This is a genomic window from Flavobacterium praedii, assembly GCF_026810365.1.
Taxonomy (GTDB): domain Bacteria; phylum Bacteroidota; class Bacteroidia; order Flavobacteriales; family Flavobacteriaceae; genus Flavobacterium; species Flavobacterium praedii.
Genome location: NZ_CP113948.1, coordinates 4,113,698 through 4,130,565, shown reverse-complemented (window position 1 = coordinate 4,130,565; position 16,868 = coordinate 4,113,698). Strand labels below are relative to the sequence as shown.

The following is a 16,868-nucleotide window of genomic DNA, read 5'->3' as shown; positions in this document are numbered from 1 at the left end:
GCGTTTTGAAATCAAAAATCACTACTCTTAAATCAACAATTTTAAATCTTTTTATTCCTGTGACAAACCAATCAATCCATCCACTGTTGCAGCTTCTGGAGCATTTTCGTAATTTTCTTTAATATCTGTAAAATATTTCAAAGCATCGGCTTTATTTCCTAATGCCAAAGCTACTTTACCGGCTTTCATCAAGAAACGTGGCGTTGTAAAATCATTTTTACTAGCTTCAACCGCTTTACTATAATTCTCCAAAGCTTCTTTCGGTTGATTTTTTTGAGAATAAGCATCACCAATAGCTCCTTTAGCCAAGGCACTCAAGATCATATCATCAGAGCTAAATTTACCTAAATAACTAATTGCTTCATCATATTTACCCGTATTCAAGTAAGCGATACCTGCATAATAGTTAGCCAAATTCCCAGCAGCAGTTCCAGAATATTGATCTGCGATTTTTACAAATCCAAATTTACCTTCTGAACCGTTCAATGATAATTTGTATAATGAATCACTTGCTACACCATTAGTTGCTTTTTCAAAATTAGATTGAGCAACAAACATCTCATTTGCAGCATCGTCTTCTTTAGGATTTGCAATAAATTTTTGATATGCAAAATAGCCAACAGTTACCAATGTAATAGCGCTTACAACCCCAATTATGATTTTTTGATTCTTTGCAACCCAGTCTTCTGTTTTAGAAGCTGTTTCGTCTAATTTTGAAAAAACCTCAGCCGTAGCACTGTCTTTTACATCAATCGTTACATTTTCAACTGCATCGTCTTTTACTTCCTTTTCTTTTGGTGTTTTATATCCTCTTTTACTGTAAGTAGCCATTTAAAATTTAATTTAGTGAACGGCAAAAATAAAATTTTTATTCTAATGCACGTAAAAAAATTCGATTTTATATTAAAATTTAGAAAAATATTTCTAATCCCTTATTTTCCCAGAAAAAATACCCCCTACTATCCGAATAATTAGGGCGTGCCACCAGCTAGAAAAAAGGGCTATTCCCTTTGTCGTCAGCGCCCTTTTTCCTAGCTGCTGTCGGGCCATACGCGCTACTTCGGTAGCTTGCTCCTGTCCCTCACGCGAGCCCACGAACGCAGTAAAAAAACGAAAACACAAATTCCCATCCTTTATATCGATATTTTTCAATAATTTGCACCCTCTTTTCAAAAGTCAAAAAAAAGACTTCAAAGTCAATCATTACAGCAAGAACTTCAAATGTATTTAAAGAAAATATCCCTATTCAATTACAAAAACTTTGCCGAAGCCAATTTCGACTTTGACAGCAAAATCAATTGTTTTGTAGGCAAAAACGGCATCGGAAAAACCAATGTATTGGATGCCATTTATCATTTGTCGTACGGGAAAAGTTATTTCAATCCACTAGCCGTTCAAAACATCAAACACGGCGAAGAGTTTTTCGTCATTGATGCCGAATTTGAAAAGAACGACAGAACCGAACAAATTGTCATCAGTCTCAAAAAGGGCCAAAAAAAAATCCTGAAACGCAACGGAAAAGCCTACGATAAATTCTCAGACCACATCGGATTCATTCCCTTGGTCATTATTTCCCCAGCCGACAGAGATTTAATCGTGGAAGGAAGCGAAACCCGCAGAAAGTTTATGGACAGCGTGATTTCTCAATTGGATTCGCAATACCTCCAACAGCTCATTCAATATCAAAAAATAATGAGCCAACGCAATGCTTTATTAAAGTATTTTGCCTTGAATCATACGTATGACAATGATACCTTATCCATATATAATGAACAGCTAACCCAATTTGGTCAATCCATTTTCGAAAAAAGAAAAGCATTCATCGCCGAGTTCATTCCAATTTTTAACTTTCATCATCACAATATTACGGGTTCACAAGAATCGGTTCAATTGATTTACGAAAGCCATTTATTCGAAAATGATTTATTGACATTATTACAGCAAAACATCAACAAAGACCGAATGTTGCAATACACCAGCGTCGGAATTCATAAAGATGATCTTTCTTTTGAAATCGATAACTATCCCATCAAAAAATTCGGATCTCAAGGGCAACAAAAATCATTCTTAATCGCTCTGAAACTTGCGCAATTTGAATTCCTAAAAAAGCAAAGCGGTGTAAAACCCATTCTGCTTTTTGACGATATCTTCGATAAATTAGACGAAAGTCGCGTATCCAAAATCATAGAAATGGTCAACAACGACACTTTTGGACAACTTTTTATATCCGACACACATCCAGAACGCACCGAAGCTATTGTAAAATCAACGCTACAGAGTTACACAATTTTTAATTTGTGAATTTAAAATTTCTTCAAGATTCTAAAAAACAAAAAAAGCAGTAGATTTAGAACTTGAATTTCCACGCTTGCGTATGATAATTATAAAATATAACTATGGACAAAATAATAGTGTATAACGAAATTTTAAGCAGTTGTATTACAGAAATACAAACGGCACGTAATGCCATTGCCAAAAAAATAAACCAAACCACTATATCGGTCTATTGGAACATTGGCAAACTGCTTTCGGAAAAAAGTGTTGCTGAAAGTTATGGTAGTGGCATGATTAAAAAACTATCAAACGACTTAAAATCTTCTTTCCCAGATATGGGACTTTCACCCAGAAACCTTTGGGATATGAAAAAATTTTATGGAAGATATAAAACCTCAAGTGAAAAACTGCGACACTGCGTCGCAGTTTTACCGTGGAGCCATAATTTACTGATATTAAGCAAAACAAGCTCCGATGAAGAAGCTTTATTCTATGCTTCAAAAACAATGGAGATGGCATGGACAAGAGATATTTTACTAAATTATATCAAAGCCAAAACACATCTGCAAGAAAATACGATTGAAAAAAGCCATAATTTCAAAGAAACATTGTCTGAAAATGCAGCAAATTATGCAAACGAAATTCTGAAAAGCAGTTATAATTTAGGTTTCTTAGGTGTTACAAAAAGCATAAAAGAAAGAGAACTGGAAAACCGACTGGTTGAAAAAATAAAACAATTTATTCTGGAACTCGGTAAAGGGTTTTCATTTATTGGAAACCAATACCGTTTGGAATATAATGAGAAGGAATATTTTGTAGACATGTTATTCTTCCATAGGGATTTGAAATCTCTTGTGGCCATTGAACTAAAAATAGGCGAATTTCAACCCGAATATATTGGAAAAATGAATTTTTATTTAACCTTGTTAGATAAATTTGAACGAAAAACAGATGAAAACCAACCGATTGGAATTATTTTGTGTGCCGACAAAAATCATTTGGATGTGGAAATTGCGCTTCAAGACTTCCACAAACCCATTGGCGTTGCTGAATACCAATTATTATTACCCAAAAACCAACTGGAAGATTTAATTAAAAAAGAATTGAAACAGAAAGAGAATAGCAAATTTTAATTAAATACAATTTCACAATATTTTTTTCTTAATCCCAAGAAAATATATGTACCTCTTGAAAGATTCCAAAAAGCAAAAAATGTTTAATTTTACACCAATATTATAAGACTTAAACTCCAATGAAAACAAATCACTTTTTTTTAATTATTATATCTTTTATTATACTTTCCTGTAACGGACAGACATCACCAGCTGTCAAAACCGTTGATGTTACAACCTTTTCAGAAAAGATAAAGAATACCCCAAATGCACAAATTCTAGATGTTCGCACACCCGAAGAATATGCCTCAGGAAATATCGAAAATTCCGATAATGTGAATTGGCTCAGTGATAGTTTTGTTTTAAAAACGGACAAATATGACAAAACCAAACCGGTTTTTGTATACTGTAAAAGTGGCGGAAGAAGTGCCAAAGCATCCAACAAATTAGCCGAATTAGGTTTCACAACTATTTACAATCTTGACGGTGGAATGCTCAAATGGGAAGCTGCAGGCTTAGCAAAACCAGATACCAAAATCATTGGTGTTTGCCCTCAAGAATATGCCGAGTTGATAAAATCAGACAAGAAAGTATTAGTCAATTTTTATGCGCCTTGGTGCGCTCCTTGCAAAAAAATGGAACCTTATATTCTAAAAATGCAAAAAGAAATGGCCGACAAAGTAGTTATCATTCGATTGAATGCAGACGAAAATAAAACCATTATGAAAGAGTTAAAAATAAGCGAACTTCCTACTTTATTATTATATGAAAACAAAATAATAAAATGGCAAAAATCAGGATTCATTAGCGAAGAAGAAATAAAAACTCAATTACAATAAGCAATTATGCTCTCAAAAGATACGTTACAATTCCTCGAAGATTTAAAGGCTAACAACAATCGTGATTGGTTTCTGGAAAATAAAAAACGCTACGAAGCCGTAAAGAAAGACTACCATCAATTGGTTGCTGCATTTCTTGACGCTCTAAAGCCTCTTGACTCTTCCTTAGAAATGCTAGAAGTCAAAAACTGTACGTTTAGAATCAACCGTGACGTTCGGTTTGCCAAAGACAAATCACCTTACAAAACGAATTTAGGGATTTGGATATCCGCAGGAGCCAAAAATGCTGAAGCTTCGGGTTATTACCTTCATATAGAAAACGGAAAATGCTTTGTAGGCGGCGGATTGTATTGCCCACAACCCGATCAACTTCAAAAAATCAGAAAAGAAATTCACTTTTTCTATGATGATTTACAAGAAATTTTAAACGAAAAAAAATTCCAATCTATTTATCAAAATTTGAATAGAGACGAAAATTCGACTTTAAAAAACCCTCCAAAAGGGTATGACAAAGAAGATCCAGCCATTGAATACCTGAAATTAAAAAGCTTTACCGCTACTCAACAATTTGACACCAAATTGGTTACTCAAAAAGATTTTGTAACGACAATGGTAGAAAAAATGATTGCCTTAAAACCTTTCAATCATTTTATCGACAGAGCTTTATATTCAGAATAAACTCAAAAGACAACAACTTAAATACAATTCTTTATGGAAATTTCGCATCATTTTTCTTTAAAAAACTACAATACATTTGGCATTGAAGCCAAAGCAGAACAATTTGTTGCTGTTCACAGTATTCCCGAATTGAAATCCATTTTAGAACAAAATAAAAACCAAAAAAAATTCATTTTAGGCGGTGGAAGCAATATGCTTTTGACCAAAAATATTGAAGCTTTGGTCATCCATATTGATTTAAAAGGAAAAAAAATACTCCAAGAAGATGCCGATTATGTTTGGGTCGAAAGCCAAGCAGGCGAAAACTGGCATCAATTTGTGCTTTGGACCATAAATCAAAACTTGGGTGGACTCGAAAATATGTCGCTCATTCCTGGTAATGTGGGTACAACTCCCGTTCAAAACATTGGCGCTTATGGAACCGAAATCAAAGACACTTTTGTTTCCTGTGAAGCGATTAATATTGCAACTCAAGAAATGAGAACATTTACCAAAGAAGATTGCCACTTTGGGTACAGAGAAAGTGTTTTTAAAAATGAAGTAAAAGATCAATACATTATTGTTTCAGTTGTTTATAAACTAACCAAACATAACCACAAAATAAACACTTCGTACGGAGACATAACAGCCGAATTAGCTAAAAATAACATTACAAATCCAACGCTTAAAGACGTGAGTAATGCCGTAATTGCTATTCGTAAAAGCAAATTACCCGATCCTGCCGAATTGGGAAACAGCGGTAGTTTTTTCAAAAATCCAATTCTTTTGAAAACAGATTTTGAGCCAATTCACCAAAAATTCCCCGAAATGAGACACTTTGAAATTTCAGAAACCGAAGTTAAAGTACCCGCAGGTTGGCTAATTGAACAAGCTGGGTTAAAAGGAAAACGTTTTGGAGAAGCTGGAATTCATAAAAATCAAGCATTGGTTTTAGTAAATTACGGAGGAGCAACTGGGCAAGAAATTTTGGAGGTTTCCAAAACCGTTCAGGATACTGTCTTCAACACATTTGGCATTCATATTGAAGCCGAAGTGAATATCATCTAAATGCAAATTTTAGAATTCAGATTAAAGTAATCCTAAATCTAAAATCTTAAATAGCTTAACATGTACATTCCTGATTTATACAAGAACAAAGACAAAGAGTCGATTCAGAAATTTCTAAAAGAAAATGCTTTTGGAATTCTTATAAATCAAACCAATGGAAAATTATGGGCAACCCACATTCCATTGGAACTCGAAATCAATAAAGAAGGCGAAGAGGTTTTACACGGTCATATCGCAAAAGAAAACCCACAATCGACAGCTTTTCAAACGAATGATCAAGTTTTGGCTGTATTTACGGGGCCTCACTCCTATATTTCTTCTTCTTGGTACGATCACGAAAATGTACCTACTTGGAATTACTCAGCTGTACATGTATATGGAAAAATAAAAATCATCAAAGGAGATGCCGTAATTGATTCATTAACAAAATTAGTCGACAAATACGAGCAAAATTCCAAATGCCCCGTTCGCGTAGCCGATTTCTCGAAGAAAACAATGCTACAAACCCGTGGCATTGTAGCTTTTGAAATAAAAATTGAAGAAATACAAGCCCAAAATAAAATGTCACAAAACAGAGATGCCAAAAATTATTCGAATATTATTTTAGAGTTAGAAAAAACAGAAAACCCTCAATCTATTGCTGTGGCAAAAGAAATGACTAAAAATAAAAAGTAATTTCCGATTTTATATTGATAATTGACAATTGCTAATTACATTTGCAATCGTTTTTAAAAGCCAAAAAATAAAAGATGCTTACAATTATTTTATACTTTTTTATTGCTATAGTTGTTATTCAACTTTTTTATTATCTAATTGTTTTTGGGAAGTTTTCATTTGCAAAAAAACAAGAATTCGAATCCAAAAATATACCAATCTCAGTAATTGTTTGTGCCAAAAACGAAGAAGAGAATGTGATCAAATACATTCCTTTATTGGCCGATCAAAATTATCCTGATTATGAAATCGTTTTGATTGACGATGCATCAAGCGATAACACCTTGGATGTATTTGAAGAATTTGAAAAAACATATTCCAATATAAAACTTGTTAAAGTTAAAAACAACGAAGCTTTTTGGGGAAATAAAAAATATGCATTAACACTGGGAATAAAAGCAGCCAAAAAAGAACATTTACTTTTTACAGATGCTGATTGTTACCCAACCTCCAAAGATTGGATAACTGCAATGAGTTCTCAGTTCACCAAAGAAAAAACTATAGTTTTGGGTTATAGTGGTTATGAAAAAATAGCCAATTCATTACTCAATAAAATAATCCGATTCGAAACTTTACTGACAGCCATACAATATTTTTCGTGGGCAAAAATGGGTAAACCTTATATGGGTGTAGGCCGTAATTTGGCATACAAAAAAGAAGAATTTTTCAATGTCAACGGTTTTATTGACCACATTCAAATTCGTTCAGGAGATGATGATTTATTTATCAATCAAGCAGCAAATTCAGATAACACCACAATAAGTTATTCACCTGAAAGTTTTACATATTCGGCGCCAAAAACTACATTTAAGGATTGGTTTATTCAAAAAAGAAGACATGTCGCCACTGCAACACATTATAAAGCATTTGACAAAATACAATTAGCAATATTCTTTAGTTCTCAATTATTGTTTCTAATAATACCAATTGTATTATTAGCATTTCAATTTCAATGGATATTAGTCGTAAGCCTTATCGGATTCCGATATTTAGTTACTTGGATTGTTACTGGATTTGCAGCGGGTAAATTAAAAGAAAAAGATGTGATGTATTGGTATCCTATTATAGAAATTATACTTATATTCACCCAAATTAATGTCTTTGTAACTAACATTTTTTCAAAACCTACCCATTGGAAATAAGCAAACAAATAGAAAAAGCAAAAAAAGGAAATCAAGTTGCCTTTACTTTTCTATTAGATTACTACTGGAATGAGGTTTACGGTTTTATGCTAAAACGTACCGAAAACGAAACCACTGCAGAAGACATTACCATTGAAACATTCTCCAAGGCATTTGACAAAATAGCCACATACAATCCCGAATTTCAATTCAACACTTGGCTGATTTCTATTGCCAAGAATGTACATATCGATTTAATTCGCAAAAAAAAATCGAGTCTTTTTATCGAAATAACAGACGAAGAAGACCAAACTGCCTATAATATTGCCGACACTACTCCTTCGGCAGAAGACGTTTTAATTACCGAACAAAATCTTTCCCAGTTATTACAATTCATAAAAGAATTGAAACCTCATTATCAGGAAGTAATTCAATTGCGTTATTTTCAGGAAATGAGTTACCAAGAAATCTCCAATAAAATTGACGAACCGCTGAGCAATGTAAAGATTAAACTCCTTCGTGCCAAAAAATTACTTTCGGAGATTATCCAAAACAGACGATAATTTCGTCTAAAGTCTAGTATTTACTTAGAAAAAGGCATTACGCCACTACTCTAGAACCGCTAAAACCCAATCACATTAAGTAAACTTATTTTGTTAAATAACTATATTTATTTTCGATAAATATTTCTATATTTACGTATAATAATATCTATTTAACAAATTTGTTGAAAAATAATCAGATCCATACACACTAAAATTCCTGTTATTTGCGTTAAAAACTAAAAATACTTTAGCTTATGATTTAATTTCTACTTAACCATTAAATCCGTAAATTATGTCTAAATTAAACCTCTACGAAACCAGTTGGATTGATCTTGTATTCGAAAACAGAAACAAAGAATACGGTGCTTATCATTTACGTCAGGAAAATACCAAAACGTCCTTTTTCGCACTCTTCATAGGGGTATTACTTTTGACAGCAGCCATTAGTATTCCAGCGGTTTACAATTATCTAAATCCAGAACATAGAATTCCGTCATTGGTCCCTGATCTACCGCCAGTAGTTGTTGTTGATATTGACCCTTATGTACTACCTGAAACAAAAGCTGAAGAAGCACCTTTGCCTAAAACTAAAAACCCAGTTATAGCAAACATTAATACCAATACACAACTCATAAATCCAGAAATCGTTCAAGCGGCATTAGCCAGTCCTGAAAAAATTGCTTCTAATACTGAACTAAAAAGCACTCCGGATAGCAATACAGGCGGAACTGGAACAGGCACAACTCCGTCAACCGGAACAATAGTAACCAGTAACCCTGGCATTACCGACACTACCATTCTATCAAGCAACGTAGTAGATAAAATGCCAGAATTCCCAGGCGGAATCAAAAAGTTCTACACCTATGTTGGCAATAATTTTGAAAAACCAGAATTAGATAGCGAAAATGCTATTCGCGTAAGTGTCTCATTTGTAATTGAAAAAGACGGAAGTATGACAGACATAAAAGTACTAAAAGACCCTGGCTATGGACTCGGAGCTGAAGCCATTCGTGTTTTGAAATCCTTAAAAACCAAATGGTCTCCTGGTATGTATGAAGGAAAAGCAGTTAGAACTTCTTATAATTTACCGATTACAATTCAACCCAATTAATTTGAATTTTAAATAAAAAAATGAGAAAGTGGAACTTTAAAAAGTTCCACTTTCTCATTTTTTTATTTAACTAAAGTACTAAGACAAAATTATTTTTTCTTTTTAGTAGCAGTCTTTTTAGTAGTCGTTGTTTTCTTAACTACTGGCATTTTTTGTACATAAGGCTTATACAAACCATCTTTTTCTGCTCTTGCTTTGGCTTCATCCGCTCGCAAACTTGATTCAGGATGAGAGCTCATCATTTGATCTATGAAAGAACTTTGCGCGCCTTGGCTCATTTTGGCCAATATTCGAAACGCAGATTCTTCTGCATTCACATCATAACCATTTTTTTTCATAAAATCATAAGCAAACAAATCGGCTTCTGATTCTTGTTTACGACTGTATTTACTATCAATCATCGCACTACCAATTTTAGCCAATTGACTATCCGTTACTGCAGCCACTTTAGTAGACTGCGAAGCAGCAGCATCAATCAAAGCTTCTTTTTGATACAAAGCTTTCATAGCATCTCTAGAGTCGTGATTATTTACATGGCCAATTTCATGACCAATTACTGCAATTAATTCGTTATCATCCATAACATCCATCAAACCTGAAAAAACACGCACACTTCCGTCTGCAGTTGCAAAAGCATTTATATCTTTTGTTAGATACACTTTGTAATTTAAGGTGTAAAATTCTCCTTTGGTGTATTTTCCAAAAACGCTAGCTAAACGAATCGCATAAGGATCTGTTGGTATAGCCACTTTATTCTCTGCATCCATTTTATCTACCGCAGGTTTAGATAAAGCCGCAGCATCGGCATCACTAAAAGTAAATCCTGTCATTCCCTTTTGAACAGCGCCCAATGCTCTTTCCCCAAAATTAATTTGCGCTTGAGCAGTAAAAAACCCAAACACAATTGCCAAAGCACTTAATTGTATCGATTTTGTATTCATACTTTTGTTTTATTTATTTGAATTTGCAAATATACTACAAGTTTAAAAACATCGGAATCAAGTTTTATTTTAAAATTAGATATAACAAACCTCTTTGTCAAAATTAATATACAAAACCTATTTTTAATATAAAAAGCTTAAAATTGCTTTTATAAACAATCCATTTTTATCAAAATTCACAAATCGAGAGCTCTAATTCTAAAAGTACATTCCTTATCTTTGCAGTTACAAAATTAAGATATGGAAACTGTTTTAGATAATACTTTACCAGTAGGAAAGCCAAAATGGCTCAAGGTAAAACTCCCAATTGGTCAGAAATACACCGAACTTCGTGGTTTGGTAGACAAATATAGCCTGAATACTATTTGCACCTCTGGAAGTTGCCCAAATATGGGGGAATGTTGGGGAGAAGGAACTGCAACTTTTATGATTTTAGGAAACGTATGTACACGTTCATGCGGATTTTGTGGTGTAAAAACTGGAAGGCCAGAAACTGTAGACTGGGATGAACCAGAAAAAGTAGCCCGTTCTATAAAAATCATGAATATCAAACACGCCGTAATCACTAGTGTTGATAGAGATGACTTGAAAGATGGCGGTTCTATTATATGGATTGAAACTGTAAAAGCCATTCGCAGAATGAACCCAAACACAACCTTAGAAACTTTAATTCCTGATTTTCAAGGCATAGAAAGAAATATCGATCGTATTATTGAAGCCAATCCCGAAGTAGTCTCGCATAATGTAGAAACAGTACGTAGACTAACTCGCGAAGTACGAATTCAAGCCAAATACGATAGAAGCTTAGAGGTTTTGAGATACCTAAAAGAAAAAGGAATCAATAGAACTAAGTCAGGAATTATGTTGGGATTAGGAGAACAAGAAGAGGAAGTTTTTCAAACGATGCGTGACTTACGAAATGCAAATGTAGACATTGTAACTATTGGTCAATATTTACAACCCAGCAAAAAACACCTTCCAGTCAAAGAGTTTATAACTCCAGAACAATTTGCAAAATATGAAAAATACGGATTGGAACTAGGCTTCCGTCATGTAGAAAGCGGACCATTAGTACGCTCCTCCTACAAAGCGCAAAAACATATATTATAGCTTCTAACCCTTATAAAAAATAAAAAAACGACTCGTTTAAAATGACAAAAACAAGAATTGCGATTAATGGCTTTGGAAGAATTGGACGAAATTTATTTCGTTTACTTCTAAACCATCCCTCAATAGAAGTAGTAGCCATAAATGATATTGCCGACAAAAAAACTATGGCTCATTTAGTGAAATACGACAGTATTCACGGGGTTTTGCCTTTTGCAGTAAGCAATGATGAAAAAGGAATACTAATCGATGGGAAACATTTTTTGTTTTTTCATGAAAAAAACATTTCTAATCTGGATTGGAAAAGTATAAATATTGATTTTGTTGTAGAATCTACTGGCAAATACAAAACTTTTGAAGAGATTAATGCTCATGTCATCGCAGGTGCCAAAAGAGTAATTCTATCGGCACCATCTGAAGTTGATACCATAAAAACAGTAGTATTAGGCGTTAATGAATCAATTCTTGACGGAACGGAAACTATTATATCCAATGCCAGTTGCACCACAAATAATGCTGCGCCAATGATCAAAGTGATCGAAGAACTATGCGGTATCGAACAAGCTTACATCACTACCATTCACTCCTATACAACAGATCAAAGTTTACACGATCAGCCTCATAAAGACTTGCGCAGAGCCAGAGGAGCAAGCCAATCAATTGTCCCAACGACAACTGGAGCAGCAAAAGCTTTAACCAAAATCTTTACTTCACTTGAAGGAAAAATGGGAGGTTGTGGCATTCGAGTTCCAGTTCCTGATGGTTCCTTGACTGATATAACCTTTAATGTAAAACGTTCCGTTACAATAGAACAAATAAACGAGGCCTTTAAAATTGCATCTCAAACCAATTTAAAAGGAATTTTAGAATATACTGAAGACCCAATTGTATCTGTTGACGTAATAGGTAACAAAAATTCATGTATATTTGATTCCCTGCTAACATCGGTAATAGACAAAATGGTAAAAGTCGTAGGTTGGTATGATAATGAAATAGGATATTCGTCAAGAATTATTGATCTTATTTTATTGCTAAACAATAATAAAAAATAGCATCAATCATGAAATACTTTTTATTATGTTTTGTTTTTTTTAATTCACTACTCTTTTCTCAAAATAGCATCAAAATAGACAGTGTTGCTTATTACTCGAAATTAGTTAATGAAAATACAAAAAACAATAATTATAAAGATGTTTTATTTTACACCCAAAAATCAATAAATTTTTGTAAAAAGAACCACAAAAAAGAAGCTGAAGCACTACAAAACTACAACTTAGGTAAAATTTATTTCGATCTAAACCTTTACAATGATGCGATTGAAGTATTCAACAAAAGCATTATTTTATTCAATAGCATTTCAACAAAACCTAACGAAAAAGTAGCCAATGCCTACTATTTTATGGGTTTATCTTATATCGAAAAAAAGAAATACAATTTAGCAGAAATCTGCATCCTCAAAACTGAAGAAATACAAAAGAAGTTAAAAATCAATGATCCTGGTGATAAAATTAATCTTCAAAAAGGAATAATTGCAAAATCTACAGGAAATATTACATTGGCACTATCCCTATTTAACGCTATTATTGCTAAGATCGAAAATAATAATTCATCAAACACAAAAGCAGAAGCCCTCTATCAAATAGGAACAATAGAAGCCTCAGGAAAAAGATACAATCTTGCTTTAAATTACTTCAACAAGGCAGCTGAATTAAACAATACCACTAAAAATCTTAATCAAAAATCAAATATTTTACTTGCTTTAAGTACTGTTTATGATAAGCTACTCGACAAATCCTCTGCTTACAAATACTTAAAAAAACATCTAAATCTAAAAGAAAGCATTTTACTTGCTAATGATGAAAAGTTGGGCATTAATGATTATGAAATATTTAAAGAATCCCAACGAAAACAAGAAAAATTATTATTAGAAAGAGAAAATAGCGAAAAAGAAAAAGCAGATAAATTTTCTAAGCTTATTAGCATTCTTGCTATTGCAATCATTTCAATTTTGTCACTTTTGAGTTTGTCACTGTACAAAAATAATATCATACGTAATCAAACCAATTCATTATTAAAAGAAAAAAACAATGAATTGATTGCCGCAAAAAATAGAGCTGAAGAAGCATCCAAAGCACGATCGGAGTTTCTATCAACAGTAAGTCACGAGTTGCGAACTCCATTGAATGCAATTAATGGAATTACACATTTACTGCTGGAAGAAAATCCAAAGAAAACCCAAATGCATTATTTATCGTCCTTGAAATTTTCAGGTAATTACCTAACGAACTTTATCAATGATATATTAGAAATAAACAAAATTGACTCTAATAAATTAGAGCTGGAGCATATTAATTTCAACCTCAAGCAGTTATTAGGAGACATCCAAAACTCACTCAAAGAAATAGCAACGGTAAATAACAATAAATTTATTCTGAAAATTGACACAGCCGTTCCTGAAAACTTAATTGGAGACCCTACAAAATTGTCTCAAATTTTCATGAATTTAATTAACAATGCATTAAAATTCACCAATAACGGAACAGTTAGCGTTATTGCAAGATTGAGAAGTTTTCAAAATGAAACCGCAACAATACATTTTCAAATCATTGATACAGGAATTGGAATTCCTGCAGACAAACTAAAAACTGTTTTTGAAAGTTTTTCTCAAGGATCAGTAGAAATCAACAGAAAATTTGGAGGGACAGGATTGGGACTTACTATTGTAAAAAAACTAGTTCGAATATTAGGTGGTCGGATAAGACTAAAAAGTGCCGTCGGAAAAGGTTCTGCTTTTTCTTTTGAATTGAATTTTAAAGTTGATAACAAACCGCTACCTAATACCGTTTTAACTAAAAATTACAATCCAGAAATATTTAAAAACAAAAAAATATTGGTAGTAGAAGACAACAAAATCAACCAAATGATCACTCAAAAAATGTTGTTGAATAAAGAAATATTTTGCACCATTCTAGACAATGGAGAGGATGCTATAGAATTATTAAAAACCAATACATTTGATATGGTGCTAATGGACGTTCATTTATTAGGTATAAATGGGACTATAGCAACACAACACATTAGAGAATTTGATATGGAAACTCCAATTGTTGCATTAACAGCTATATCTTTAAATGAAAACCGAGAGATGCTTCTCTCCTTTGGGATGACCGATGTAATTACCAAACCATTTGTTCCTGAAAATTTTTATACAATACTTGCACAAAACTTTAGCAACACAACTAATCTCTCTTAATTAATTCTTTGATAAGGCTTCGCAAATGAGGTTCTGCTCCTTTGGCAGCTTCCAAGACTTCATCATGTGAAATAGTAAGAATACTTTCCGCATCTCCCATGTCGGTAATAATTGAAACTCCAAACGTTTCTAATTCCATGTGACGTGCTACAATCACTTCAGGAACAGTAGACATCCCTACACAATCTGCCCCTAAAATCTTCACCATTCTGTATTCTGATAAGGTTTCAAAAGTAGGCCCCTGAAGCCCTAAATACACCCCATCATGTACTTCTATATTTAATTCTAAAGCAATATTTTTAACCTTTTCAATCATTTCAATTGAGTAGGGCTGGCTCATATTTACAAATCTTGGTCCAAAACGTTCGTCATTTTTACCTCTTAATGGATGCTCTGGCATAAAATTAATATGGTCATTGATAATTACAATCGAACCAACTTTATAATTTGGATTTACTCCGCCCGAAGCATTAGAGACTATTAATTTTTTGACTCCTAAATATTTCATCACCCGCACCGGAAAAGTCACTTCTTTCATAGAATACCCTTCGTAAAAATGAAAACGACCTTGCATTGCTACTACTTTCTTGTTACCAATAGTACCAAAAACCAATGCTCCTTTGTGTCCTTGAACTGTCGAAACCGGAAAATTTGGAATTTCTTCATACGGTAAGGTAAATTCAATTGCAATATCTTTTGTAAATCCGCCTAATCCAGAACCTAAAATCACACCATATTCTGGAGTGAAATTTATTTTTTTAGAAATAAAACTAACGGTTTCTTGTACTTTGTCCCACATAATTTAAAATGATTTTATCAAAATTATCTCCCTCCGAAAGAAATGAACTTTTTATAGGTAAATAATAAAGCTGTTCGCTCAAAATACTTCCTTGTAAACGCACATAATCCTTTTCGGTTGTTACTATAATTTTATGGTTTGCTTTTATTTTAATTTCTTGTAATTCGCTTTCGCTAAAATGGTGATGATCTGAATATGTTAAACATACATCATTTTCTTGTTTCAAATGCCTAAAAAAGGATTGAGGCTTTGCTATTCCTGCTAAAAGTATTTTTTCAAGACCTATAATATCAGCTACTTTTAGTTCTTTATCCCCAGAAAAAACAACATCTTCATACTCAATAAAGGTAAAGAACAAACTTTGATTAGAAGAAAGATTAAGCTGTTTTTTAATTTTATTTTGCTCACTCAAGGAAAGATTTGATGGACATTTTGTAACAATAACAATATCTGCTCTTTGCACCCCAATTCGACTCTCTCTTAAATTACCGGTAGGCAACATATAATCATCACAATACAAATCACCGTATGAAGTCAATAGAATATAGAAACCAGCTTTTACTTTTCGATGTTGAAAAGCATCATCCAATAAAATAACTTCGGGAGGATTTGATTGAGTTAATAATTGTTCGATTCCATTCTTTCTATTGGCATCTACAGCCACTTGAATAGTCGCAAATTTTTGATGATATTGAAAAGGTTCATCACCTAATTGCAAAGCATCCGAAGATGAATTTGCCAGTACAAAACCTTCTGATTTTCTTTTATAACCTCGACTCAAAGTAGCTACTTTATATTTTTCAGTAATCAACCGAATCAAATATTCGATTTGAGGTGTCTTTCCCGTACCACCCACACTAAGATTCCCCACGGCAATAACAGGTAAATCGAAGGAATAAGATTTTAGAATCCCAACATCAAAAAGAAAATTTCGAATACTCGTAATTAAGCCATATAAAACAGCAAAAGGGAACAGTACTTTTCGTAGTAAATTCATTTTACGAAAGTAAAACATTTTAAGCTAATACTAAAAAGTAATTACAAACCAAAGATTTCACAAAGCCAAAAAACACAAGAAATTAGATTTTAAAAAAAGCTATTCCATTTTTTAAAAATATCAAACCGAATCCTTTTTACGCTATATCTTTTTAGCAAAAAAAGATACCTTCAATTAGGATTTAAACAAATAAACATACCTCATTTTATCATATTAATAAATCGATTTATCAACGATCATTTTTTCAACAAAAGCATTCAATTCATTGATTTTTAACCTTATTTTTGTTAAAAAACAATATTATTTAAATCAAATAGAACAATAAGGTAA

Annotated in this window: 16 protein-coding genes; 12 read left to right on the top strand and 4 right to left on the bottom strand. The window is 32.9% G+C overall.

Annotated features, from left to right (window positions below; all coding sequences use genetic code 11):
- Positions 1–51: 51 nt before the first annotated feature.
- On the bottom strand, positions 52–831 hold the full coding sequence (locus OYT91_RS17560; protein WP_281238959.1) for a tetratricopeptide repeat protein: 780 nt from the start codon (positions 829–831) through the stop codon (positions 52–54).
- A 390-nt stretch (positions 832–1,221) separates the two neighbouring features.
- Here OYT91_RS17560 and recF point away from each other — a divergent pair, with 390 nt between their 5' ends.
- The 9 genes from recF (at position 1,222) to OYT91_RS17515 (ending at position 9,441) form a co-directional block, all read left to right on the top strand.
- The gene (recF, locus tag OYT91_RS17555; RefSeq protein ID WP_281238958.1) at positions 1,222–2,301 is read left to right on the top strand and encodes a DNA replication/repair protein RecF; all 1,080 of its coding nucleotides are present in this window, start codon (positions 1,222–1,224) and stop codon (positions 2,299–2,301) included.
- Positions 2,302–2,396: 95 nt separating this feature from the next.
- Complete coding sequence (locus tag OYT91_RS17550) at positions 2,397–3,407, top strand: PDDEXK nuclease domain-containing protein (protein WP_281238957.1); 1,011 nt, start codon at positions 2,397–2,399, stop codon at positions 3,405–3,407.
- Between the two features lie 119 nt (positions 3,408–3,526).
- Positions 3,527–4,225, top strand: coding sequence for a thioredoxin domain-containing protein (locus OYT91_RS17545; RefSeq protein WP_281238956.1), 699 nt, complete (start codon positions 3,527–3,529; stop codon positions 4,223–4,225).
- Between the two features lie 6 nt (positions 4,226–4,231).
- Positions 4,232–4,903: a DUF2461 domain-containing protein gene (locus OYT91_RS17540; RefSeq protein WP_281238955.1), complete on the top strand. Its 672-nt coding sequence runs from the start codon at positions 4,232–4,234 to the stop codon at positions 4,901–4,903.
- A gap of 33 nt (positions 4,904–4,936) precedes the next feature.
- Positions 4,937–5,950, top strand: a complete 1,014-nt coding sequence (gene murB, locus OYT91_RS17535) for a UDP-N-acetylmuramate dehydrogenase (RefSeq protein WP_281238954.1) — start codon at positions 4,937–4,939, stop codon at positions 5,948–5,950.
- A 60-nt stretch (positions 5,951–6,010) separates the two neighbouring features.
- Entirely contained in the window at positions 6,011–6,625 is a 615-nt protein-coding gene (locus OYT91_RS17530) for an FMN-binding negative transcriptional regulator (protein ID WP_281238953.1), read from the top strand.
- A gap of 74 nt (positions 6,626–6,699) precedes the next feature.
- Positions 6,700–7,806 (top strand): glycosyltransferase, encoded by a 1,107-nt coding sequence (locus OYT91_RS17525; RefSeq protein ID WP_281238952.1) that lies wholly within the window; start codon positions 6,700–6,702, stop codon positions 7,804–7,806.
- Positions 7,797–8,348: an RNA polymerase sigma factor gene (locus OYT91_RS17520; protein ID WP_281238951.1), complete on the top strand. Its 552-nt coding sequence runs from the start codon at positions 7,797–7,799 to the stop codon at positions 8,346–8,348. The genes OYT91_RS17525 and OYT91_RS17520 overlap by 10 nt, the downstream gene beginning before the upstream one ends.
- Before the next feature lie 274 nt (positions 8,349–8,622).
- On the top strand, positions 8,623–9,441 hold the full coding sequence (locus OYT91_RS17515) for an energy transducer TonB (protein WP_281238950.1): 819 nt from the start codon (positions 8,623–8,625) through the stop codon (positions 9,439–9,441).
- 89 nt (positions 9,442–9,530) lie between these two features.
- Here the strand turns inward: OYT91_RS17515 and OYT91_RS17510 are convergent, their stop codons facing one another.
- On the bottom strand, positions 9,531–10,382 hold the full coding sequence (locus tag OYT91_RS17510) for a M48 family metalloprotease (protein ID WP_281238949.1): 852 nt from the start codon (positions 10,380–10,382) through the stop codon (positions 9,531–9,533).
- A 240-nt stretch (positions 10,383–10,622) separates the two neighbouring features.
- Between OYT91_RS17510 and lipA the strand changes: the two genes are divergently transcribed.
- From lipA to OYT91_RS17495, 3 genes are read left to right on the top strand one after another with little or no spacing between them, the layout of a single operon-like run.
- Entirely contained in the window at positions 10,623–11,492 is an 870-nt protein-coding gene (gene lipA, locus OYT91_RS17505; RefSeq protein ID WP_269223678.1) for a lipoyl synthase, read from the top strand.
- Positions 11,493–11,533: 41 nt separating this feature from the next.
- On the top strand, positions 11,534–12,541 hold the full coding sequence (gene gap, locus OYT91_RS17500) for a type I glyceraldehyde-3-phosphate dehydrogenase (RefSeq protein WP_281238948.1): 1,008 nt from the start codon (positions 11,534–11,536) through the stop codon (positions 12,539–12,541).
- 8 nt (positions 12,542–12,549) lie between these two features.
- The gene (locus tag OYT91_RS17495) at positions 12,550–14,742 is read left to right on the top strand and encodes a tetratricopeptide repeat-containing hybrid sensor histidine kinase/response regulator (RefSeq protein WP_281238947.1); all 2,193 of its coding nucleotides are present in this window, start codon (positions 12,550–12,552) and stop codon (positions 14,740–14,742) included.
- Here OYT91_RS17495 and OYT91_RS17490 read toward each other — a convergent pair.
- Complete coding sequence (locus OYT91_RS17490) at positions 14,729–15,541, bottom strand: purine-nucleoside phosphorylase (protein WP_281238946.1); 813 nt, start codon at positions 15,539–15,541, stop codon at positions 14,729–14,731. The two genes, OYT91_RS17495 and OYT91_RS17490, sit on opposite strands and share 14 nt — an antisense overlap.
- Positions 15,513–16,538: a tetraacyldisaccharide 4'-kinase gene (gene lpxK, locus OYT91_RS17485; protein ID WP_269223682.1), complete on the bottom strand. Its 1,026-nt coding sequence runs from the start codon at positions 16,536–16,538 to the stop codon at positions 15,513–15,515. The genes OYT91_RS17490 and lpxK overlap by 29 nt, the downstream gene beginning before the upstream one ends.
- Positions 16,539–16,868: the final 330 nt, after the last annotated feature.